The sequence below is a fragment of the Streptomyces sp. NPDC030798 genome (genome assembly GCF_055572275.1).
The window spans coordinates 108,937-130,613 of sequence record NZ_JBVIDR010000003.1; the positions used below are offsets into that span (position 1 = coordinate 108,937).

The window sequence follows — 21,677 nt, forward strand, 5'->3', positions numbered from 1 at the left end:
GCAGATGACCACCACCGAGTCCAGACCCAGAGAGCGCAAACCTGCCCAGATCGTCGACATGTCCTGGGATCCGATCACCCGGATCATCGGCAACCTCGGCATCTACACGAAGATCGACTTCGCCAACCAGGAGGTCGTGGACTGCCGCAGCACCTCGTCGCTCTTCCGGGGCTACTCGGTCTTCATGAAGGGCAAGGACCCGCGCGACGCCGGTTTCATCACGTCCCGGATCTGCGGCATCTGCGGCGACAACCACACCACCTGCTCCAACTACGCCCAGCAGATGGCCTACGGCGTCAAGCCGCCGAGGCTGGCCGAGCACATCACCAATCTCGGCGAAGCGGCCGAGTACATGTTCGACCACACGATCTTCCAGGACAACCTGGTCTTCGTGGACTTCTGCGAGGCGATGGTCAAGGCCACCAACCCCGGTGTCCTGGCCCGCGCCGAGCGCACGGACGCACCCCGCGGTGACATTCACGGCTACCGGACCATCGCCGACATCATGAAGGCCTTCAACCCCTTCGAGGGCGAGGTCTACAAGGAGGCGCTGAAGGTCAGCCGGGTCACCCGGGAGATGTTCTGCCTCATGGAGGGGCGGCACGTCCACCCCTCCACGCTGTACCCGGGCGGCGTCGGCACGATGCCGCAGCCGAACACCTTCACCGACTACCTCGCCCGGCTGATGCGCGTCATCGACTTCGTGAAGAAGGCGGTGGCGATGAACGACGACGTCTTCGACTTCTTCTACGAGGCCCTGCCCGGCTACGAGGAGGTCGGCAGGCGGCGCGTCCTGCTGGGCTGCTGGGGCGCCTGGCAGAACCCGGACGTGGTCGACTACCGCTACGAGAACATGAACCGCTGGGGCAAGGCGATGTACGTCACCCCGGGCATCATCGTCGACGGCAAGCTGGTCACCAACAACCTGATCGACATCAACCTCGGTCTGCGCATCATGCTGGGCAGCTCCTTCTACGAGGACTGGGTCAACGAGCAGCCGTTCGTCACCCACGACCCGCTCGGCAACCCCGTCGACATGCGCCACCCGTGGAACCAGACGACCGTCCCGGTCCCGCAGAAGCGGGACTTCGACGGCAACTACAGCTGGGTGATGAGCCCGCGCTGGTACCACCCGGAATCGGGTCAGCACCTCGCCCTCGACACCGGCGGCGGCCCCCTCGCCCGGCTGTGGTCCACCGCGCTCAGCGGCCTGGTCGACACGCCGTACGTCAAGGCCACCGGCAGCAGTGTGCGCATCTCGCTGCCGAAGGGCGACTCGCTGCCGGAGACGACCCTGGAGTGGCACATCCCGAAGTGGAGCAACACCATCGAGCGGGACCGCGCCCGTCCCTACTTCGTCGCCTACGCAGCCGCGATGGCCCTGCAGTTCCTGGAGGAGGCGATGCAGTTGCTGCGCTCCGGGGACACCAAGGTGTTCGAGAACTTCGAGGTCCCCGACGACGCGATCGGCTGCGGCTTCCACGAGGCGGTGCGGGGTGTGCTCTCCCACCACCTGGTGATCAGGGACAAGAAGATCGCCAACTACCACCCGTACCCGCCCACCCCGTGGAACGCCAGCCCCCGCGACATCTACGGCACCCCGGGACCGTACGAGGACGCCGTCCAGGGACAGCCCATCTTCGAGGAGAACGGTCCCGACGACTTCAAGGGCGTCGACATCATGCGCACCGTGCGCAGTTTCGACCCCTGTCTGCCGTGCGGGGTGCACATGTACATGGGCAAGGGCAAGACGCTGACCACCGTGCACTCGCCGACCTACGGGGCCGGCCATGCCTGACGCCGGACGGCTCGCGGACCCCGAGGTGGAGGCGCGGCTCGCCCGCCTCGACGCGTTGCTCGCGGCGCTGGAGTCCGCTGCCGGGCCGTCGGCGCGCGAGGCGCTGGCGGCGGTGAGCGTGCTGACGGAGGTCTACGGCGAGGCGCTCGCCCGGGTCATGGACCACGCCGACGACCGGCTGCGCGAGCGGCTGGCGGACGACGAGCTGGTGGGGCACCTGCTGGTGCTGCACGACGTCCACCCCGAGCCCCCGGAGCGCCGTGCGGCCCGGGCGGTGGCGAAGCTGCGTCCGGCCGTGCGCGAGCGCGGCGGGGACCTGGAGTGGGCCGGCGTGGACGGGCAGGTGGCACGGGTCCGGGTGAGCACCGGTGGCGGCTGCGGTTCCGGGTGCGGCGGCGGCTCCGCCGATGTCACCGAGGCCGTCCGCGCGGCGGTGCTGGCCGCCGCTCCGGAGCTGCAGGCGGTGGAGCAGGTCCCGGCCGGGCGGCGGCCGGCCGCCGCCTTCGTCCCCCTGAGCACGCTCACGCGGCGGCCCGCGGCGGGGGAGGCGCGGTGAGCGTGGACGGCGCCCTGGCCCGGGTCATCCGGTCCGCCGCCGACCGCGCCGCGGCGGCCGAGGCCGAGGTCTGCGAGCTGTGCGCCGCCCGCGTGGCCGAGGAGCACCCGCATCTGTACGACACCGGCGCCGCCGAGGTGCGCTGCGTGTGCGGCCCGTGCTCGGTGCTGTTCGCCGGGGACGGAGCGGGCGAGGGCCGCTACCGGCTCGTGCCCCGGCGCCGGGTGCGGCTGGCGCCGGTCGACACGGGCGTGCTGGGCGTACCGGTGGGCCTGGTCTTCTTCGTGCCGCGCTCCGACGGCACGGTGACCGCCCAGGGGCCGAGCCCGGCCGGGGCCATGCGGTGGGAGGTGGACGCCGGCGCCTGGCAGCGGCTGGCCGCGATGTGTCCGCCGCTCGCTTCCGTGGCACTCGACGTGGAGGCGCTGCTGGTGAACACGGTGCGCGGCCACGACGAGCACTGGATCGTGCCGATCGACGACTGCTACCGGATGGTCGCCCTCGTCCGCCGCGTGTGGCGGGGCCTGTCCGGCGGCGGTGACGTCTGGCCGGCCGTCGAACGGTTCTTCGCGGAGCTCACCGAGCGGCCGTGAAGGCCTGGAAGGAGAACAGTCATGGGCAACATCAGAGTGGGCCGCCCCCAGGCAAGGCCCGACACGCCCACCCACGTGCCCGGCCTGCACCAGGGCAACAAGGGCCCCTACAAGCATCAGAGCGGACACCACGAGGACGGCACCTCCGACGCGCGCCGCTCCACGGGGATCCACTGGAAGCGGCATGACGCCCTGCTGAAGGTCATGCCGAACATCTCGCCGGGATGAGAGGGCACGCCATGAAGGAGCACCGACTGAGGGCCATGGTCTCGGGCCGCAGAGGAAGGACCGCGGTGCCGACGATGTCCGGGCGCCGGCTGCTGATGGCGCAGGCCGCCCTGATGGGCGGGCTGATGCTGGCGCTGTTCGTGAAGGAGCTGCCCGGCATCACGCGGGAGCTGAAGATCTACCGCCTGACCGGGGGCATGCGCGCGGCCCGCCGCTACCCGTGAGCCGGCCGTGCACGAGCTGTCGATCGCGACCGCGATCGTGGAGCAGGCCGAGGCGATCGCCCGCGCGGACGGCGCGGGCGGCGTCTCGTCGGTGACCGTCCGGGTCGGCGAGCTGGCGGGCGTGGTGCCGGACGCCCTGCACTTCGCGTTCGAGGTGGCCCGGGACGGTACGGCACTGGCCGGTGCCGACCTCGTCGTGGAGCAGGTGACCGCGCACGCCTGGTGCGCGCCGTGCGCCGAGGAGTTCGCGGTGGGCATGCCGCCGTTCTTCTGGTGCCCGCGCTGCGACCGGCCCTCGCAGGAGCTGCGCAGCGGCCGGGAGCTGGAGATCACGGGCGTCGAAGCGGCGGCGTGACCACAGCACGGTGAACCGGCCCCCCGCCCTTCGGAGCGGGGGGCCGGTTCGTCGTCGGGGCCCGGTCAGCAGATGCGCGGCAGCTGCTCGCCCAGCGGCAGGTCCACCACCCGGGTGCCGCCCAGACCGGTGGCGACGACGACCATGCCCGGGTGGTCCGGCACGCACTCGCCGATGACGGCGGCGCCGGCGCCCTGCGGATGGGCGTGCATCGCCGCCAGTACGGCCTCGGCGTGCTCGGGCGGCACGAAGGCGACGAGCCGGCCCTCGTTGGCGACGTACAGCGGGTCCAGGCCGAGGAATCCGCAGGCGTTGGCGACCTCCTCGGGCACCGGGATGGCGCGCTCGCGCAGCCGGACGCCGGTGCCCGAGGCGCGGGCGATCTCGTTGAGCGACGCGCCCAGGCCGCCCCGGGTGGGGTCGCGCAGGACGTGCAGGTCCGGGGTGACCGCCAGCATGGCCGCGACGAGGCCGGCCAGTGGTGCGGTGTCGGAGGCGATCTCGACCCCGAACTCCAGGCCCTCCCGCACGCTCATGATCGCCACGCCGTGCAGGCCGATCGGGCCGCTGACGATGACGGCGTCGCCCGGCCGGGCGCGCTGCGGGCGGATGTCGACGCCGTCGGGGACGAGGCCGACGCCGGCGGTGGTGACGTAGACGCCGTCGCCGTGCCCGGACTCCACGACCTTGGTGTCGCCGGTGGCCACGGTGACGCCGGCCGCCTCGGCGGCGGTCCCGATGGCGCGGGCGATCCGCTCGACGACGGCGAGCTGGACGCCCTCCTCCAGGACGAAGGCGGTGGACAGGTACGCCGGTCTCGCCCCGCTCATCGCCAGGTCGTTGACGGTGCCGTTGACGGCAAGGTCGCCGAGGCTGCCGCCGGGGAAGAACAGCGGCCGCACGACGTAGGAGTCGGTGGAGAAGGCCAGCCGGGCCCCGCCCAGTTCCAGGACGGCGGAGTCGGTGAGGGCGGCCAGGGTGGGGTTGCCGTAGGCCGGGGCGAAGACCTGCTCGATCAGCTCGGCGGACAGGGCGCCGCCTCCGCCGTGGCCCATGACGACGACCGGCTGGTCGCGCAGGGGTGCCGGGCAGGTCCAGTTCGTCGGGTCGACGGCCGTGCCGGGGGTCGCGAGGTCAGCCAACGGGGTTCATCTCCTCCTGCGGGACGCGGGAACCCTGTGCCGGGGTGCCCTCGTTCATCCGGCGGTACAGGTAGTAGGCCGCGCAGGCGCCCTCGTTGGAGACCATGGTGGCGCCGAGCGGGGTGCGCGGGGTGCAGGCCTTGCCGAACGCCTCGCACTCGGTGGGCTTGATCAGGCCCTGCAGCACCTCGCCGGCCCGGCACACGGCGGGTTCCTCGGTGCGGATGCCGGTGACGTCGAAGCGGTGCTCGGCGTCGTAGGCGCGGAAGGCGTCGGACAGCCGCCAGCCGCTGGCCGGGATGGGGCCGATGCCGCGCCAGGAGCGGTCGGCGACCTCGAAGACCTCCTCGATCATGCGCAGGGCCGCCGGGTTTCCCTGGTCGCGCACGGCCCGGGGGTAGGCGTTCTCGATCCGGTGCTCGCCGCGCTCCAGCTGGTGGACGGCGCGGCGGATGCCCTCGAGGATGTCCAGCGGCTCGAAACCGGTCACCACGATCGGCACCCGGTGCTTGTCGGCCAGCTCCGGGTACTCGGCGGTGCCCATCACGCTGCACACGTGCCCGGCGGCGAGGAAGCCCTGCACCCGGCAGGTCGGCGCCGTCATGATGGCCTCGATCGCCGGGGGCACCCGGACGTGCGACACCAGCAGGCTGAAGTTGTCCAGGCCGAGGCGGCGGGCCTGGTGGACGGCCATGGCGTTGGCGGGGGCGGTGGTCTCGAAGCCGATCGCGAAGAACACCACCTGCCGGCCGGGGTTCTTGCGGGCGAGGTCGAGGGCGTCGAGCGGGGAGTACACGACGCGGACGTCACCGCCCTCGCCCTTGACCCGGAACAGGTCCCGGTCGGTGCCGGGCACCCGCAGCATGTCGCCGAAGGAGCAGAAGATCACCTCGGGCCGGGCGGCGATCTCCAGCGCCTTGTCGATGACCTCGAGCGGCGTGACGCACACCGGGCAGCCGGGGCCGTGGATCAACTCCACCTGCTCGGGCAGCAGTTGGTCGATGCCGTGCCGGATGATGGAGTGCGTCTGGCCGCCGCACACCTCCATCAGCGCCCAGGGCCGGGTGGCCGTGGCGCGGATCTCGTCCAGCAGCCGGCGCGCCAGCTCGGGGTCGTTGAACTCGTCGATGTACTTCACCGGATTTCACTCCCGCTCTCCTGCCGGGCCGCCTGCTCCCAGGCGTCACCGAACTCCTCCTCCAGCAGCCCCAGTTGCTCGAACAGCTCCAGGGACGCCCGGGCCGACTCCTCGTCCAGGCGCTGCAGGGCGAAGCCGACGTGGACGATGACGTACTCCCCCACCCGCACATCGGGCAGGTACTCCAGGCACGCCTGTTTGCGCACGCCGCCGAAGTCGATCAGCCCGGTGAGCGGGTCGGCGCCGTCGTCGATGGCGACGACCTTGCCGGGCACGGCCAGACACATGGGTCACTCCGTCTCGTGGTTGGTTGCTGTTCCCGCGACCATGAGCTGGCCGAGTGCCAACCCGCCGTCGTTCGGGGGGACTTCGCCGTGCCGCAGGACCGTGAACCCGTCCCCGGCCAGCAGGGCGGCGCACTCCTCCTCCAGCAGGCCGTTGGCGAAGACGCCGCCGGTCAGGGCGACGGTGGCACGTCCGGTCGCGGCGCGGGCCCGGCGGCAGATCTCCGCGACGGCCCGGGCGACGCCCCGGTGGAAGCGGGCGGCCAGCACCGGTGCCGGAACGCCGCGCCGCCGGTCCTCGAGCAGCGCCCGAAGCGCCGGTGCGGGGCTGCAGACGACCGGTTCCCCGCCGCTGAGACCGAAGGGGTACGCCGCCGCGTCCGCGTGCCAGGCCCCGGCCGCCGCTGCCTCCAGTTCCAGTGCGGCCTGCGCCTCGTAGCCCGCGCGGTGGCACACGCCGGCGAGGGAGGACACCGCGTCGAAGAGCCGGCCCATGCTGGAGGTCGGCACGCAGGCCACCTGCCGCTCCAACTGCCGGCGCAGTACGGCCCGTTCGTCGTCGGTGCAGGCCAGGACGCTCGGCAGGTCGGGTGACCAGGGCAGCCCGGCCGCCCACAGCCGGGCCAGCGCCAGCCGGCAGGGGTTGGCCACGCCCGCGTCGCCGCCGGGCAGCGGGGCGGGGTCCAGGTGGGCGAAGCGCAGGTAGCCGGTGTAGCCGGCGAGCAGGACCTCACCGCCCCACACCGTGCCGTCGTCGCCGTAGCCGGTGCCGTCGAAGGCGACGCCGATCACCGGAGTGGTGCCGTCGAGGCCGTGCTCGGCCATGGCGGAGGCGATGTGGGCGTGGTGGTGCTGGACCAACGCGGGTCTCGCCAGGCCGAGTTGGCGGGCGCGGCGGTGTGCCCGGGCCGTCGAGCGGTAGCCCGGGTGGCGGTCGGCGGCGATGCGCTCGGGCGTGACGCCGGTGAGGCGGGCGAGGTGCTCCTCGGCCCGTCCGGCGGCCTCCAGGGTGGCCAGGTCGCCCATGTCGCCGATGTGCGGGCCGAACCAGGCCTGGTCGCCCTCGCCCAGGCACAGGGCGTTCTTCAGGTCGCCGCCGACAGCGAGCGTGGGCCGCACCGCGAGCGGCAGCCCGAGCGGGCGGGGCACATGGCCGCGCGACCGGCGCAGGACCTGCGGGCTGCCGTCGGGCCGCACCCGCAGCAGGGAGTCGTCGCACGGCGAGGCGATCGGCCGGTCGTGGGCCAGCCAGGCGTCGGCCAGCCCGGCGAGCCGGGTCAGCGCCTCGGCGTCGTCGGTGACGATGGGTTCGCCGGAGCGGTTGCCGCTGGTCATGACCAGTACCCGGGGGCCGGGGGGATCGCCGGGCAGCCCGAGGAGCAGGGTGTGCACGGGGGTGTAGGGCAGCATCACGCCCACGTGCGGGCTGCCGGGGCAGACCTGGTCGGCGAGGCGGGGACCGTCGGCCGGGACGCGCCTGCGCAGCAGGACGATGGGGCGCCGGGGGCCGGTGAGGTGGGCGCGTTCGGCGTCGGAGACGACCGCGATGCGCTCGACGGTGGCGAGGTCGGCGCACATCACCGCGAAGGCCTTGCCGCCCCGCTCCTTGCGGGCACGCAGGGCATCGACGGCGCGCGGGTCGGTGGCGTCGCAGGCCAGGTGGTAGCCGCCGACGCCCTTGACGGCGACGATCCGCCCGGCGCCGAGCAGGGCCCGTGCCGTCGCCAGGGCCTCGGCGTCCCGGGCCGGGCGGACCCCGGTGCCGTCGGCGGGGATCAGGCTCAGCCGCGGGCCGCAGTCGGGACACGCGACGGGCTGGGCGTGGAAGCGCCGGTCGGCGGGGTCGCCGTACTCGCGGGCGCAGTGGGGACAGAGGGGGAAGCCGGCCATGGTGGTGGCCACGCGGTCGTACGGCATCGCGGTGGCGATGGTGAAACGGGGGCCGCAGTGGGTGCACGTGATGAACGGGTGGCGGTGGCGGCGGTCGGCCGGATCGGCCAGCTCGCGCAGGCAGTCGGCGCAGGTCGCGGTGTCGGGCGGGAGCTGGGTGCGCCCCGGGGAGCGCTCGGTGGAGCGGATCGCGAACGGGCCGGTGGCGCCGGTGGCGGGCAGGTCCTCGCAGCCGACGCCGGTCACGGTGGCGAGCGGGGGCGGCTGTTCGGACAGCCGGTCGTAGAACCGGCCCACGTCCCGCGCCGGGCCCTCGACCTCGATGAGCACGCCGTTCGCGGTGTTGCTCACGAAGCCGGCGAGCGCGAGGTCGGCGGCCAGGCGGTGCACATACGGCCGGAAGCCGACGCCCTGCACGGTGCCGCGCACGGTGATCCGGCGGCGGACCGGGCCGGTGACGGGCGCCGTCACGAGAGGGCCGCGGACGCGGGGTGGTGGTGGCCGTGGGGGTGCGGGGCGAGCGGGGGCCGGTGCGGCGGCGCGCCGTCCCGGACGGCGAGGGCGCGCTCCAGGAGGGTGTCGACGCCGTCGCCGGTGCGCGCGCACGACCGTACGATCTCCACGCCCGGGTTGACGCGCTGGACGTTCGCCCGGAAGGCGGCCTCGTCGAAACCGGCCGCCTCGGCCAGGTCGGTCTTGGTGATGACGACGAGATGCGCGGAGCCGAACGCGGTGGGGTACTTCAGCGGCTTGTCCTCGCCCTCGGTCACCGCCATCAGCACGATCCGCAGGGTCTCGCCGAGGTCGTACGACGCCGGGCAGACGAGGTTGCCGACGTTCTCCACGAAGAGCACCGCGGTGTCCGCGGGCAGCCAGCCCTCGAGGCGGCCGCGCACCTGCCGGGCCTCCAGGTGGCAGAGTCCGTCGGTGAGGAGCTGCTGGACGGGGGCGCCCGAACGGGCCAGCCGCACGGCGTCGTTCTCGGTCGCCAGGTCGGCGGTGAGCGCGGCGACCCCGGTGCCGCGCTGCACCGCCAGCGCCAGGACACGGCCGAGAAGCTCCGTCTTGCCGCTGCCGGGGCTGGAGAGCAGGTTGACCAGTGCGACGCTCTGCCGGGTCAACTCGTCGCGCAGGCTCGCGGCCAGGTCGTCGTTCTTCGCCAGGACGGCCTGCTTGACGTCGGACCGGCACATGGGCGCAGCTCCTCACCGTTCGGGAAGCGGAGCCCCGGCCGTGTCCCGTACGGACCGGGGTCTCATCGATCTTGGGCCGCGCCGGGGTGAACCCCGGGCAGCGCAGCCGCGCGCGGGGGCCCGGATTCCATCGGGCGGCCCAACGGCGGGGCCGGTGCGGCCGGATCGGCGAGCAGGACGGGGACCAGGGTGTGCAGGGCGTCGACGGCCCGGCCGACGGCCTCGCGCACGGCCGCGCCCAGTCCCGGCAGGATGTCCTCGTCGCCGCCCGGCAGCAGGCCCGGCTCGCAGGCCAGCACCAGGACCCGGGGCAGCGGCTCGTCACCCAGGTGCGTGGCCAGCGCGAGCACCTTCTCCGGATCCATCCCGTGGGCCTCCGGCACGACCGTGCCGTCCGGGGGTTCCGCCTCGATCAGGCTGAGGGTGCCGGGGGCGTGTCCGCGGGCGGCGGCGTCGACCAGGACGGCGGTGTCGTACCCGTCCAGCAGCGCGTAGGCGAGGTCCATCCCCCGGATCCCGAAGTCCCGCACCTCCACCTCGTCCGGCAGCGGCCGCTCCTGGAGGGCCCGGATCACCTCGGGCCCGAACGCGTCGTCCCCGAGGAAGATGTTCCCGACCCCGGCGACGAGCAGCCGCGCGGAGGAGGGCGTCACGGGGCGGAGCGGGGTCACTCCGGGTTCCCGGGAGGCGGGGTGAGCGGGCGGGGGGAGCCGGTGGGCTTCTTGCGGACGAAGGCCGAGCGGAGGGCGTGGTACGGCGCGGCGGGGTCGAAGAAGATGGCGTGCATGCGGGCGAGTTCGTCGCGCCGGTGGTCCGCGAGCGGACGCAGCTCCTCGTCGGCGTGACGTGCCGCGGCCTTGACGGCGATGCGTCGCCGCAGGTCGGGGGCGGCGGCCAGCCCGGCGGCGAGCCGTTCCACCTCCGCGGTGAACGCCCCCGCCCCGGCGGGCACCAGCCGGTCGACGAGGCCGAGCCGCTCGGCCGACGCGGCGCTCACCGGCAGCGCCTCGGCGGTCAGCCGGCGGGCCGTGTCCGCGCCGGCGCGGCGGGGCAGGGTGTACGTCCAGAACTCGGAGCCGTACAGCCCCATCCGCCGGTAGTGCGGGTTGAGGACGGCGCCGGTGCGGCACCACACCTGGTCGGCGGCGAGGGCGAGCATGACACCACCGGCCGCCGCGTTGCCGGCGAGCGCGGCCACCACCAGCCGGTCGGTGGTCCGCAGCACCGCCTCGACGAGGTCGTCCATGGCGTTCAGGTTGGCCCACGACTCCTCGGCCGGATCGGCGGCCGCCTCGATGACATTGAGGTGGATGCCGTTGGAGAAGAAGTCCCGGGCCCCGCCCAGCACCAGCACGGAGGTCGGCCGGGCGAGCGCTTCCTCGTAGGCGGCGAGCAGTCTGCGGCACTGGCCGGTGCTCATCGCCCCGCCCGGGAACGAGAAGTCGAGGAAGCCTACGTCGCCCCGCTGCCGGTAGCGGATGTCGGTCCAGGTACGGCGGTCGGAGGGCAGCTCGAACGGGACCGGGACCTCCGGCAGCCGGTCGGTGGACAAGGACGCGAGCACCGAGGCCGCCGGACGCCGGAAGGGCGCCGGGTCACCGGAGTTCTTGCGCGGGCGCAGTTCCGGGATCCACACGGCACCGTCACGCGTCGCCCGGCACACCGCGCCCGCGCGGGTGGCGAGCAGGTCGCCGGGGCGGCCGCGCAGCTCGTCCTCGGGGTGCCCGCCGTGCAGGAACACCTCGTGGCCGAGGAGTTCGTCGAGCACGCCCGGCTGGGAGTCGGCACCCCGCAGCTTGCGCAGGACGGTGTCCGTGCTGTCGTTCTCCCAGTCGATGCGGCGCCGCTCCTGCCGGAAGAAGTCGCGCCAGACGACGCGGACGGAGTCGTCGGTCTGCGGCCGGGGCTTGTACGAGGCGTCGGCGTACCGTTCGACGGCGTGCAGGACGGCGGCCACGGCGGCGTCCGACGCCTCGTTGCGGTACAGGTCGCTCTTGCCGACGGGCCGCACCGGGAACGGCTCCGCCGCCCAGATGTCTCCGGCGTCCATGGCCGCCTCGGCCTGCAGCACCGTCACGCCCCAGGACGGAGCCTGTTCGGCGATCGCCCAGTCCAGCGACGAGGGCCCGCGGTCGCCGGGTGGCCCGGGGTGCACGATCAGGCAGGTGTGCTCCCGCCAGACGTCCTCGGGCAGGGCGGTCTTCAGCATGGGCGCGACGATCAGGTCGGGGCGCTGCTCGCGTACGGCGGCCAGGACGGGGTCGGCTCCGTGCGTGGCGAGCACGACGCCCACCCGGTGCCCCCGGTCCGACAGCTCGGCGTACACCCGCTGGGAGAGACTGTTGAACGCGCTGGCGACCAGCAAAATGTCCATGACACGGCATGTTCGTCCTTCACCGGGGTGCCGTGAAGAACCCCTGCGGCGTTTCGCCCGCCCCGCTCAGGTCTCTTCCTCCATTCGGATCGCATTCCGCAGGTCCTCGAAGGCTCGGCCCCGCTCGTCCTTGTGCGCCTCGAGCAGGGCACCGGCGATCGCGTCGAGCTTGCGCTGGATGGCGTGCTCGGCCCGGACCTCGGCGTTCTTCAGCAGCGCGAGCAGCAGCAGCGTCACCGCCGTCATGGACTCGCCCGCCAGGAGCAGCAGTTCGATGTCCAGGTGGGCGGCGTGGGCGGCGACGAAGAAGCCGACGAGGAGCAGGCAGAACAGGAAGAACGCCGGGGAGCTGGTGAAGTTGGAGGCGTACTCGGCGAGCTGGTCGAACCGGCCCCGGCTCGGACCGCCACGGTGGACGGGGTTCTTGAAGGTCATGGGCCAGGCCTACCCCGTGCGGTACACGGCGTTCAGGGCTGGGTCCCGGCTTCCCCGCCCGCCGTCGCTCCGGGCGTGCCCGGCGTCTGCGGCAGGTCACCGTGCTCTCGTTCCAGCTCCCCCGCCTCCTTCTCCATGGCCCCGGCGGTCGCCTCGGCCGCCGCCCGCACCCGCTCCCGGGCGGCCACCGCGAGGGCGGCGGCGGCCGTGGCGTAGCCGAATGTCAGCACGGCCGCGGCACGGCCCCGGGGCATGACCGACTCCAGTCCGCGCAGCAGCGTCTCGTGCGCCGACCACAGGGCGAGCACGCCGCAGGTGCCGGCTCCGGCGAGCAGCGCGCCGCCCGCGCCGAACCGCCTGAGCGCGGTCATCGCCTCCTCCTGGACCGCCCGGATCTCCCGGCGGGCCAGTTCGGCGGTGTCCTGGGCCAGCCGTGCCGCGGCGTCCGTCATGCCGCCCGCCGCCGACGCCGTGCCGTCGCCTCGCGTCCGCATCGCACCCGCCTCCTGTCGTGGCCGTACCGTCCGTGCACGGGCCGCAGTACCCGCGCAGGCCGGTCCGACACCGCGCGGGCGCGGATGCGGGGGCTCGCGGGCGGCGGCAGCATGGAAGTCCGGGCTCCGGGCGCCCCGGGGGCCTGCTCCACCGCGACGGATGTGATCGCCATGGCACAGCAAGAGGCGACCAGGGACCGGACGTCCGCGCCGGTCGGGTTCGGCAGTGTCTTCCTCTCCTTCGCCCCGTGGATCGTCTTCGGTGTGGTCTCCGGCCCCAGCACCTGGGAGTTCGCGGCACTGGCGGCGCTCGTCACCGCGGTCGCGCTGTCCGGCCAGGACATCCTGCGCGGCCGGATCGGGGTGCTCGACGTGGCGGGCATCGTCTTCTTCGCCGTGCTCAGCGTGCTGGCCCTGGCGCTGGACCGGTCGGAGCTGGCCGGGGTGGAGACGTACGCGCAGGTGATCTCCAGCGGTGCCCTCGCCGTCATCGCCCTGGGGTCGCTGGCGTTCCGCCCGTTCACGGAGCAGTACGCCCGCCGCACGACCCCGCCCGAGGTCTGGGAGTCGCCGGTCTTCAAGCACGTCAACAGGGTGCTGACGGCGGTGTGGGGGCTGGTGTTCGTCGTCATCGCCGTGCTGGGCTGGCTGGCCGTGCGCGCACCGTCGGAGAGCGACTGGCTGAACTGGGTGCTGCCGGTGGTGCTGCTGGTGTGGGCCGTCAACTTCACCCGCCGCTACCCGGAGTCCCAGCGTGCCGCTGCTGAGCGCTCGGCCCGCTCCCCGTCCGGGGAGGCGCCATGACCGGTGCCGCCGTACGCTCCTTCGACCCGTCGCGCGTGGCCCATCTGTCCGGACGCTTCGCCCCCGTGACCGACGAGGTCGACGTGGCCGCACTGGCGGTCGAGGGCGAGCTGCCCGCCGACCTGGACGGCGTCTATCTGCGCAACGGCCCCAATCCGCGGTTCACCCCGATCGGCTCGTACCTGTATCCGATCGACGGCGACGGCATGCTGCACGGGGTGTGGATGGAGCAGGGCCGGGCCCGGTACCGCAACCGCTTCGTGCGCACTCCCGCGCTGCTCGCGGAGGAGCGGGCCGGGCGGGCGCTGTGGGGCGGCATCGAGTCGCTGATCACGCCGGGGCCGCAGGAGGTGGGCCCGGAACTCGCCCACACGTTCAAGGACCTGCCGGACATCAACGTGGTCCGGCACGCCGGTCGGCTGCTGGCGCTCGCCGAGTCGGCGTGCCCGTTCCGCATGTCGCCGGAGCTGGACACCCTCGGCCGGGAGACCTTCGGCGGTGCGCTGCCGGCCGGGATCACCGCGCATCCGAAGACCGACCCGGTCACCGGGGAGATGGCGGTGTTCTGCTACGCGCTGGAGCCGCCTTACCTGACCTGGTCGCTCGTGGCGCCCGACGGCACGGTCGCCCGGGGACCGACGCCCGTGCCGGGGCTGGACGCGCCGGTGATGATCCACGACATGGCGCTCACCGCCCGGTACCTGGTGCTGGTGCTCGGCCCGGTGTTCTTCGACCTGTCCGCGGCGCTGGGCGGCGGCTCGCTGATCGACTGGCGCCCGGAGGCGGGCACCCGGGTGGCGCTGATCCCGCGCGACGGCTCACCGGTGCGCTGGGCCCACGAGGACGCCTTCTGGCTGTGGCACACCGTGAACGCCTACGACGTGGCCGACGGCACGGTGGTGCTGCAGTACGTGCAGTGGTCCCGGCTGTCCCTGGGCGACGAGCCGGAGGGGGAGGACAACCGCAGCAGGCTGATGAGCGCCGTGATCGACCCGGCGTCCGGCCGGATGCGCCGTACGCCCCTGGACGACGCGGAGATCGAGTTCCCGCGCATCGACGACCGCCGGATCGGCCGCCGGCACGGCCGCGTCGCGGTGGCCGCGCGGAGCGGGCGGGTGGCGGGGCTGCTGCCGGGCGAGTTCGACGCGCTGCGGTGGTACGACACCGGGGATCCGGCCGCGACCCCGCAGTCCTGGGCGGGCGGCGACCTGTCGGTGGGCGAACCCTCCTTCGCCCCCTCCCCCGGCCACGCCGACGACCGGCACGGCTACTGGCTCGCCTTCGCCACCGACCGCACGGACGCAAGCAGCATGCTGCTCGTCTTTTCCGCCGAAGATCCGGCCGGCGGGCCGCTGGCGCGGGTACGCATCCCCGTCCGGGTGCCTCTCGGGCTGCACGGGGCGTGGCTGCCCACGCAGGAGTAGGGCGTGGGCGTCAGGCGGCGAGTGCCGGGCCCTGCTGGAGGCGGTCGATGAGCTGGTCCTGGTGCAGCTCGGCCACCGGCGCGAGGAGGTCGGGGTGGCGCAGCAGCGCGGCGGCGCGGCGGTCGCTGTCGTCGGGGTCGAGCAGGCGGCGGAACTCGACCGGCGGGCCGGAGGTGTGCTCGCCGCCGTCCAGGGCGTCGACGGCCTGCACGGCCAGCTCCGGGTCGGTCAGCAGGGTCGCGGCCCAGCTCGCCACGACCTCGTCCACCCAGGTGCGCCAGCCCCATTCCTCGTCGTCGGCGTCGTCGGTGTCCGCGCCGGTGACCCAGTCGAGGCGGGCGGCGCCGCCCGGGCCGGACAGGGTGACGAGGCCGGCGTCGATCTCGGTCGGGTACCGCAGCCACGCCGCGACGGTCACCGCCTGCCGGGCCTGCGCCTCGCACAGCGCCGTGGCCAGCGCGCCGCCGCTCGGCGGGTAGGAGCGCGTCAGCCAGCGGGCCGTCGCGGCGATGAGGGGGGTGAGATCCGTGGGCACTGCCGGGCCGTCCGAGGGGCGTAGGGAGACAAGGACTCGACGGCCACGGTAGCCGCGGGTGCCGTGCGGCAGGGGCCCCTGGGAGCTTCGTCATATGTGGTCTCGGCCACGTCGGGGGCGCCGGACACGTGTGCTCCCCGGGAACCGGGGGAACTCGGTGCGGCCCCGCCACCGGGCGGGCCGTACCGGGAGGCTGCATGACGACGGACGCCGGACACTACGACGACCAGGGTGACGTCCCCCTGGGCGGCTACGCCGCGCTCGCCTCCGCGTTCACGGCGGCCGTCGGCACGTATGCCCTGGTGGCCCGGTCCCGGGGTGTCCGGCTGCCGCAGCAGGTGCCGCCGTGGGACGTCGCCCTGCTCGGCACCGCCGCGTACAAGACGTCCCGGCTGCTGACCCGGGACAGGATCACGAGTTTCGTGCGCGCCCCGTTCACGCGCCGTTCCGGCGAGGGCGAGGCGAGCGAGGTGATGGACGAGCCGCGGGGCAGGGGGCTGCGGCGGGCGGTGGGCGACCTGCTGTCCTGCCCGTTCTGCACCTCGGCCTGGACGGCCACGGCCCTGGTCTGCTCGTACGCCGCCTCACCCCGCCTGACCCGCCTGGTCTGCGGCGGCTTCGGCGCGCTGACGGTGGCCGACTGGCTGCAGTACGCCTGGACCTGGACGCAGCAGACGACGGAGGACTGAGCGCACCGGCGACCGCGGCGCGGGCGGACGGGCGCCGGTGATCCGCCCGTCCGCGCGCGCGCTCGCGAGGAAGGAGCCGGACCGTGCATCACGACGAGATGATCGGAAAGGTGCAGGCGCTCGCCCGGCTGCCCGACCGGGGGTCGGCCGAACGGGCGGCGCACGCGGTGGTGAGCACGCTGTCGGAACGGCTGCCGTCCGGGCTCGCCCGCCACGTGGCCGCTCAGCTTCCGCCGGACATGGCGTCCGCCATGCGGGAGGCGGCATCGGCGTCCGCCGGGGCCGACGCCGGCACGGCCGGTGAGCGGTTCGGGCTGACCGTGTTCGCCGGCCGGATCGCCGACCGGGCCGGCACGGACGAGGACACGGCGCTGCGCGAGGCCGCCGCCGTACTGGAGGTGCTGGACGCCGCCCTCGCCCCGGAGCTGACCGAGCGCATGGCGGGAGCGCTGCCCGCGGACATCCGGGACCTGCTGCCCGTGGGGCGCGCCGAGGACGGCGGGGAGCCGGACTGAGCTCCGCGGGCCGGCCGGTGTGACGGTGGTCGCCCGGGCCGGTCGATGCGTGTGCAAGCGGCCGCCGGGGGCAGGTGTTGGAGTGTCACCCCCGTCCGAAAAGGTGCTCCATGGCCTTCTTCGCCCTGTCCCGGAACCAGCCGCTGCTCCTGCTGTCCGCCACCGACCTCGCCCAGAGGTGCGACCTGCTGCTGGCCGAGAACCGGCAGCTGCAGCACGCGGTGCGGTCGCACGCCGTGATCGACCAGGCCATCGGGGCCGTCGTGGTCCTCGGGCAGATCGCGCCGGAGGAGGCCTGGCGGGCGCTGCGCGACGTCTCCCAGCGCACCAACACCAAGCTGCGCACGGTCGCCGAGCACATCCTCGGCTACGCCCAGGGCGACCCGCTCCCCGAAGCGGAACGGGCGGAACTGGGCCGGGCGATCGACCGCTACCGCCGGTGCGGCCACGGCCAGTGACGCCCGGCCGGTGACCGGCGCCGGGCGTGGCGGGGTGCGGGTGGCCTGGTGACCCAGCGGTCCTCGACCCGGTCGAGTCCGTAGAGCAGCAGGCTGAGCACGGGGAGCAGCAGCAGTGCGACGGTGATCATGGGCGGGACCCCTCCCTGCCGGCGACCTGGCCCGAGTGCCCTTGACACGGCCCGCCCAACTCCCACGAGCTGTGAAGTTCCTGTGACCGTCCCCGCCGCAAGGAGCCGGTACGGCGTGGAGGGGGTCCGGGCGCGTTGTGCGGCCGGTGCCCGGGCTTGCCCTTACCGTTCTGTAGTCCCTGACGGGTGACGGTCCGTCAGGAACGGAAGCGGAATCGGAGGCGGGTGGCCTGGTGGGCGGTGCGGGGCGGTGGACGGCTCGCGGGCGGCGGGCGGCGGTGCTGGGCAGCCGGCCGGCCCACTCCCCACGGCTGCCGGCGACCCCGCGCCCGGCGCCGGAGGCCGCACCCGTTGCGTGGGCCGGGCGCACGGTGCCGTGGCTGCGGACCGCCGGCGCCTACGCCTGGCGGCTCATCCTCGTCGGCATCGTCGTCTACGGCGTCTTCATCATCCTGGGCCGCTTCCAGCTGATCGCCGTGGCGCTGTTCCTCGCCCTGGTCGTCACCTCGGTCCTGCGCCCCCTCACCGATCTGCTGGACCGGGTGCTGCCCCGGCCGCTGTGCGTCGCCGTGTCGCTGGTCGGCAGCCTGCTGCTGCTGATGGGGTTGCTGGCGCTCGTCGGCGAAGCGGTGGTGAACGAGTCGGGCAGGCTGGTGGGCGACTTCCGGGACGGGTTCCACCGCATCGAGCAGTGGCTGCGGCGTCCGCCGTTCCGGATCGGTCCGGGCCGGCTCGCGGCGCTGCAGGACCAGGTGACGCACTACTTGTCCGCGCACCGGGCCAGTCTGCTCAGCAACGCCGTCTCGGAGCTGGGCAGGATCGTCGAGGTGATCACCGGCGGCGCGCTCGCGCTCTTCGCCTCCGTGTTCTTCATCCACTCCGGGGAGCGGCTGTGGTGCTGGATGCGCGACCAGCTGCTGCCCAGCGGTGCGCGGTCGGCCTGGGACCGGGCCGGGAGCGCGGCGTGGCGGACCTTCGCCGGCTACACGCGCGGCATCATCATCGTCGCGGCCACCAACGCCGTCCTCGTCGGCGCCGCTCTGCTGGCCCTGCGGGTGCCGCTCGCGCTGCCGCTGATGCTGCTGGAGTTCTTCGCCGCCTTCGTGCCGCTGGTGGGCTCCCCGGTCGCGCTGGGCGTGGCCACCATCGTGGCCCTGGCCGGCCGCGGCCCGCTCACGGCCGGGGCCGTGCTGGCGCTCATCGTCGTCATCGGCCAGATCGAGGGCCATGTGCTGCACCCGCTGGTGATGAGCTGGGCGGTCCGCCTCCACCCGCTCGTCGTCGCCGTGTCCGTCATCGCGGGCAGCATCGTCGCCGGGGTGATCGGAGCCGTCGTCGCGGTGCCGTTCGTCTCGGTCGCGTGGGCGGTGCACCGCGCCCTGCGCTCACCGCCGCCGTAGCCGTCCTGCCCGGGCGGGACGTGTCACAGGCGTGGCCCGCGGGTCGGTGGCTACTCGTGGGCGCATGCGAAGTGTGGGCACGGACGGTGCGCCGTGGGGCGTGGTATGCAGGTGAGGTGGCGTGGGGGTCCGGCCGCGGTGGCCGCCGTGCGGCGGGCGTGCGCGGGGCCGTCGCGGGAGCGGGACACGGCCGTACAGGCGCTGAAGGCCGCGCTGGCGGCGTGGGTGGCCTGGGCGGTGTCGGGCTGGTGGCTGCACGCGCCGGTGGCGTTCGTCGCGCCGTGGGTGGCGGTGGTGCTGGTGGAGTCGACCGTGTACCGGTCGATCCGGCACGGTCTGCAGCAGCTGGCCGCGATCGCGGCCGGCACGGTGGTGGCGACCGCGGCCGGGCTGCTGCTGCCCAGCACGGTGGCCGCGATGGCGGTGGTGCTGCCCCTCGCGATCCTGCTGGGGCACTGGCGGCGGTTGGGCAGCCAGGGGATCTACGCGGCCACCGGCGCCCTGTTCGTCCTGACCAACGGAACGGTCTCCGTCACCACCTCCGCGGCCCGGCTCGGCGAGGCGCTGTTCGGTGCGGTGGTCGGCATCGCCGTCAACGCGCTGATCCGGCCCCCGGTGTATGTGCACGACACCCGTGCCGTGCTGCGGGACGCGTCCGACGAGGCCCACGACATCCTGCGGGCCGTCGCCGACGGGCTGGCCGAGGGACGGTGGGACGCCGAGGACGCCGGGAACTGGCACGAGCGCGCACTGCGCCTGCACCGCCTGGTGGAGCAGGCGCACGCCGCGGTGGACCGGGGCCGGGAGAGCCTGCGGGTCAACCTGCGCCGCCGCAGCGGCGCGGCACCGCTGCCCGGCAAGGGGTACGACGACGCGCTGGTGGTGCTGGACTACGCGGCCGTCCACACCGCGGGCGTGACCCGCACGGTGCTCGAGGCCGCCGCCGAGGACCGCTCGGCGCCGCGTCCGCAGCCCGAACTGGCCCGCCACTACGCCGCGTTCCTGCGCCGGACCGCCCGCGCCCTGCGGCTCTACAGCCACAGCCGGTTCGGCCACGGGAGCGACGACGGGCTGCGCGAGGCGGTGGACGAGCTGCGGGCGACACTCAAGGAGCTGCGCCGGGACCTGGCCCGCTCCACGACGGACGACCCCGACGAGGTCGCCACCTACGGCGCCCTGCTCGCCCAGGCGAACCGGCTGGCCGACCAGCTGGTCACCTCGGCGCCCTGAGCCGCGTCCCGCTCAGCACCCCGAACTCCGCGGGCCCCACGGCGAGGATCCCGTCGGTCAGCGGCCGGCAGCGCACTCCCCCGCCGCCGCGCAGCGCCCGCTGGGCTCCGGGCCCCAGGGTGGTGTCCATCCACGCGCACGGCCGGGCCGCGCTGCGCACCTCCAGTTCCACCGGCCCGGTGCCGCAGTCCAGGAAGACCGTCGACCCGACGTACGCGTCGATGTCCACGCCGCGCAGCAGGACGTTGCGCCGCGTGCGCAGCAGGGCTCCCCCGGCAGCGGGAGCGGGCCCGGGGAGGCGCTCCGCGGCCATGAGCGTGAGGGAGGCGTTTCGGTGGGCGGCCCGGTTGAAGTAGCGGTCCCCGACGATGCCCAGTCCCGCGCGGACCTCGGCCGTCGTCACCAGCTCGTCCGGCGGCAGCCCGGGCAGGCCGTCGCCCGGCCGGCCCGCGAGCCGGTGCACGGGCGAGACCAGCAGCTCCACGATGTCCACGTACGGCACATCACCGAGCCTAGGCCCTGTCCCCCGGCGGACCCCCCGATGGCAGAATCCCGCGCATCACCATGATCGACCCCGGAGGCCCCCGTTGACCCTGGACCTGGCCGAGTTCGCCGAGCCGCACCCCGGACGCCCGCCCGTGCCCGTCCCGGTGGACTGGGCGGCCGTGGAGGAGTGGCTGGGCACGCGGCTGCCCGGCGACTACAAGCGGCTGGCCGACCGGTACGGGCCGCTGGACTTCGGGGAGTTCCTCTGGATCCATGTGCCGTGCGCGCAGCCGGGGAGGTTCGACTACGGCCAGTGGCTGGGGGACACGCACCGGCAGGCCCGGATCGCGGCGCGTGCCCTGCCGGAGGGCGAGCGGCCGGCGCTGCACCCGGAGCCCGGCGGGCTGCTGGCCTGGGGCTGCAGCCGGGGCGGGGACACGCTGTTCTGGGACACCTCGGTGTCCGACGATCCCGACGCCTGGACGGTGGTCGTGGCCCATCGGGGCGCCGTGCCCGGCAGCGGACTGCTCCCCTGGCACCGCTACGGCCTCACGCTGACCGGCTATCTGCGCCACACCGTCCGCGACACCTGGGAAACGCCCTCCCCGCCGGGCCCGTTGATGGGTCCGCTGCCCGGCTCGGCCGCGCGCACCGCCTTCCTGGCGACGGCCGCGCCCTGGACGCCGCCCGTCCCGGTCCCGCCCCGGCTGACGGAAACCGAGCGCACGGTCGCCCTGGAGACCGGCACCGGCCTGGACGCCCTGCGCCTGCTCACCCCGCCCCCGGCGAGGCCGCGCCTCGGCGACGGCACCTGGGAGGAGCTGTTCGAGCAGCTGGGCACGCCGCTGCCCGAGGAGTACGTGCGGTTGATGACGGTGTACGGGGGTGGCTGCTGGAGCGACTGGCTGCGCTTCCCCGAGCCGCTGCGGACGACGGCACCGCGCTTCACCGCCTTCGTCGAGGAGGCCCTCGAGGCGTACGAGTCGCTGAAGTCCGGTCATCCGCAGTGGTATCCGCTGGCCGCCTTCCCGGCGCCCGGCGGTTTCCTGCCCTTCGCCGACTCCATCGACGGCGACTACCTGGGCTGGCTCACCGAGGGCGACCGTCCCGACGACTGGCCGCTGGTCGTCTGGCCCCGCCACGCCGACCAGGGGCCGCCGCTGGAGGCGGGTCTGATCGACACCCTCCTGGCCTGGCAGCGCGGCAGGTTGGCCACGGTGGGCCTGTGCGTGCTGGACGAGGACGACGACCCCGTCGAGTTCGCCGCCTTCGAGACCTTCGACGAGGAGCCCGGGCCGTGA

General features: G+C 74.2%; 26 protein-coding genes. 14 read left to right on the top strand and 12 right to left on the bottom strand.

Features of this window, described 5'->3' with window-relative positions; all coding sequences use genetic code 11:
- Window positions 1-4 precede the first annotated feature (4 nt).
- The 6 genes from ACZ404_RS08795 to hypA are packed head-to-tail and all read left to right on the top strand — an operon-like array spanning window position 5 to window position 3,754.
- Complete coding sequence (locus ACZ404_RS08795; protein WP_468437396.1) at window positions 5-1,798, top strand: nickel-dependent hydrogenase large subunit; 1,794 nt, start codon at window positions 5-7, stop codon at window positions 1,796-1,798.
- On the top strand, window positions 1,791-2,354 hold the full coding sequence (locus ACZ404_RS08800) for a NifU family protein (RefSeq protein ID WP_468437398.1): 564 nt from the start codon (window positions 1,791-1,793) through the stop codon (window positions 2,352-2,354). The genes ACZ404_RS08795 and ACZ404_RS08800 overlap by 8 nt, the downstream gene beginning before the upstream one ends.
- A complete protein-coding gene (locus tag ACZ404_RS08805) occupies window positions 2,351-2,947 on the top strand; it encodes a DUF5947 family protein (protein WP_468437400.1) in 597 nt (198 codons plus the stop codon). Before ACZ404_RS08800 ends, ACZ404_RS08805 begins: the two co-directional genes overlap by 4 nt.
- A gap of 21 nt (window positions 2,948-2,968) precedes the next feature.
- Window positions 2,969-3,175, top strand: a complete 207-nt coding sequence (locus ACZ404_RS08810; RefSeq protein WP_468437402.1) for a hypothetical protein — start codon at window positions 2,969-2,971, stop codon at window positions 3,173-3,175.
- An 11-nt stretch (window positions 3,176-3,186) separates the two neighbouring features.
- Entirely contained in the window at window positions 3,187-3,399 is a 213-nt protein-coding gene (locus tag ACZ404_RS08815) for a hypothetical protein (protein ID WP_468437404.1), read from the top strand.
- Window positions 3,400-3,406: 7 nt separating this feature from the next.
- The gene (gene hypA, locus ACZ404_RS08820; RefSeq protein WP_468437406.1) at window positions 3,407-3,754 is read left to right on the top strand and encodes a hydrogenase maturation nickel metallochaperone HypA; all 348 of its coding nucleotides are present in this window, start codon (window positions 3,407-3,409) and stop codon (window positions 3,752-3,754) included.
- Window positions 3,755-3,819: 65 nt separating this feature from the next.
- Here hypA and hypE read toward each other — a convergent pair whose 3' ends face one another.
- The 9 genes from hypE to ACZ404_RS08865 all read right to left on the bottom strand — a co-directional run bounded on the left by hypE (window position 3,820) and on the right by ACZ404_RS08865 (window position 12,704).
- Window positions 3,820-4,896, bottom strand: a complete 1,077-nt coding sequence (gene hypE, locus ACZ404_RS08825) for a hydrogenase expression/formation protein HypE (RefSeq protein WP_468437408.1) — start codon at window positions 4,894-4,896, stop codon at window positions 3,820-3,822.
- Window positions 4,889-6,034 (bottom strand): hydrogenase formation protein HypD, encoded by a 1,146-nt coding sequence (gene hypD, locus ACZ404_RS08830; protein WP_468437410.1) that lies wholly within the window; start codon window positions 6,032-6,034, stop codon window positions 4,889-4,891. Before hypD ends, hypE begins: the two co-directional genes overlap by 8 nt.
- Window positions 6,031-6,321 carry a HypC/HybG/HupF family hydrogenase formation chaperone gene (locus tag ACZ404_RS08835; RefSeq protein WP_468437412.1) on the bottom strand — a complete coding sequence of 97 codons (291 nt, stop codon included), beginning with the start codon at window positions 6,319-6,321 and terminating at the stop codon, window positions 6,031-6,033. Before ACZ404_RS08835 ends, hypD begins: the two co-directional genes overlap by 4 nt.
- Before the next feature lie 3 nt (window positions 6,322-6,324).
- Window positions 6,325-8,679 carry a carbamoyltransferase HypF gene (hypF, locus tag ACZ404_RS08840; protein ID WP_468437414.1) on the bottom strand — a complete coding sequence of 785 codons (2,355 nt, stop codon included), beginning with the start codon at window positions 8,677-8,679 and terminating at the stop codon, window positions 6,325-6,327.
- Entirely contained in the window at window positions 8,676-9,401 is a 726-nt protein-coding gene (gene hypB / locus ACZ404_RS08845; protein ID WP_468437416.1) for a hydrogenase nickel incorporation protein HypB, read from the bottom strand. Before hypB ends, hypF begins: the two co-directional genes overlap by 4 nt.
- Window positions 9,402-9,463: 62 nt before the next feature.
- The gene (locus tag ACZ404_RS08850) at window positions 9,464-10,054 is read right to left on the bottom strand and encodes a hydrogenase maturation protease (protein ID WP_468437418.1); all 591 of its coding nucleotides are present in this window, start codon (window positions 10,052-10,054) and stop codon (window positions 9,464-9,466) included.
- A gap of 14 nt (window positions 10,055-10,068) precedes the next feature.
- A complete protein-coding gene (locus ACZ404_RS08855; protein ID WP_468437420.1) occupies window positions 10,069-11,775 on the bottom strand; it encodes an enoyl-CoA hydratase-related protein in 1,707 nt (568 codons plus the stop codon).
- A 66-nt stretch (window positions 11,776-11,841) separates the two neighbouring features.
- Window positions 11,842-12,210: a hypothetical protein gene (locus ACZ404_RS08860; protein ID WP_468437422.1), complete on the bottom strand. Its 369-nt coding sequence runs from the start codon at window positions 12,208-12,210 to the stop codon at window positions 11,842-11,844.
- A gap of 32 nt (window positions 12,211-12,242) precedes the next feature.
- Window positions 12,243-12,704, bottom strand: coding sequence for a phage holin family protein (locus ACZ404_RS08865; RefSeq protein WP_468437424.1), 462 nt, complete (start codon window positions 12,702-12,704; stop codon window positions 12,243-12,245).
- Window positions 12,705-12,875: 171 nt separating this feature from the next.
- Here ACZ404_RS08865 and ACZ404_RS08870 point away from each other — a divergent pair, with 171 nt between their 5' ends.
- Together ACZ404_RS08870 and ACZ404_RS08875 are read left to right on the top strand one after the other, a co-directional pair.
- Window positions 12,876-13,508, top strand: a complete 633-nt coding sequence (locus ACZ404_RS08870; protein ID WP_468437426.1) for a DUF3159 domain-containing protein — start codon at window positions 12,876-12,878, stop codon at window positions 13,506-13,508.
- Window positions 13,505-14,932, top strand: coding sequence for a carotenoid oxygenase family protein (locus ACZ404_RS08875; protein ID WP_468437428.1), 1,428 nt, complete (start codon window positions 13,505-13,507; stop codon window positions 14,930-14,932). Before ACZ404_RS08870 ends, ACZ404_RS08875 begins: the two co-directional genes overlap by 4 nt.
- A 10-nt stretch (window positions 14,933-14,942) precedes the next feature.
- On the opposite strand, the gene ACZ404_RS08880 is transcribed toward ACZ404_RS08875, so the two are convergent.
- Complete coding sequence (locus tag ACZ404_RS08880) at window positions 14,943-15,467, bottom strand: hypothetical protein (RefSeq protein ID WP_468437430.1); 525 nt, start codon at window positions 15,465-15,467, stop codon at window positions 14,943-14,945.
- Window positions 15,468-15,664: 197 nt separating this feature from the next.
- Here ACZ404_RS08880 and ACZ404_RS08885 point away from each other — a divergent pair, with 197 nt between their 5' ends.
- The 3 genes from ACZ404_RS08885 (at window position 15,665) to ACZ404_RS08895 (ending at window position 17,129) form a co-directional block, all read left to right on the top strand.
- Window positions 15,665-16,156: a DUF1360 domain-containing protein gene (locus ACZ404_RS08885; RefSeq protein WP_468437432.1), complete on the top strand. Its 492-nt coding sequence runs from the start codon at window positions 15,665-15,667 to the stop codon at window positions 16,154-16,156.
- Window positions 16,157-16,239: 83 nt separating this feature from the next.
- Complete coding sequence (locus tag ACZ404_RS08890; RefSeq protein ID WP_468437434.1) at window positions 16,240-16,671, top strand: DUF2267 domain-containing protein; 432 nt, start codon at window positions 16,240-16,242, stop codon at window positions 16,669-16,671.
- Window positions 16,672-16,781: 110 nt separating this feature from the next.
- Window positions 16,782-17,129: an ANTAR domain-containing protein gene (locus ACZ404_RS08895; protein WP_468437436.1), complete on the top strand. Its 348-nt coding sequence runs from the start codon at window positions 16,782-16,784 to the stop codon at window positions 17,127-17,129.
- Here the strand turns inward: ACZ404_RS08895 and ACZ404_RS08900 are convergent.
- A complete protein-coding gene (locus ACZ404_RS08900; protein WP_468437437.1) occupies window positions 17,102-17,260 on the bottom strand; it encodes a hypothetical protein in 159 nt (52 codons plus the stop codon). The two genes, ACZ404_RS08895 and ACZ404_RS08900, sit on opposite strands and share 28 nt — an antisense overlap.
- A gap of 230 nt (window positions 17,261-17,490) precedes the next feature.
- On the opposite strand from ACZ404_RS08900, the gene ACZ404_RS08905 reads away from it, so the two are divergent.
- On the top strand, window positions 17,491-18,660 hold the full coding sequence (locus ACZ404_RS08905; RefSeq protein ID WP_468438130.1) for an AI-2E family transporter: 1,170 nt from the start codon (window positions 17,491-17,493) through the stop codon (window positions 18,658-18,660).
- A gap of 105 nt (window positions 18,661-18,765) precedes the next feature.
- Window positions 18,766-19,890 carry an FUSC family protein gene (locus tag ACZ404_RS08910; protein ID WP_468437439.1) on the top strand — a complete coding sequence of 375 codons (1,125 nt, stop codon included), beginning with the start codon at window positions 18,766-18,768 and terminating at the stop codon, window positions 19,888-19,890.
- Here ACZ404_RS08910 and ACZ404_RS08915 read toward each other — a convergent pair.
- Entirely contained in the window at window positions 19,874-20,392 is a 519-nt protein-coding gene (locus ACZ404_RS08915) for a molybdenum cofactor biosysynthesis protein (RefSeq protein ID WP_468437441.1), read from the bottom strand. The genes ACZ404_RS08910 and ACZ404_RS08915 overlap by 17 nt on opposite strands.
- A gap of 85 nt (window positions 20,393-20,477) precedes the next feature.
- Here ACZ404_RS08915 and ACZ404_RS08920 point away from each other — a divergent pair, with 85 nt between their 5' ends.
- Window positions 20,478-21,677, top strand: a complete 1,200-nt coding sequence (locus tag ACZ404_RS08920) for an SMI1/KNR4 family protein (RefSeq protein WP_468437443.1) — start codon at window positions 20,478-20,480, stop codon at window positions 21,675-21,677.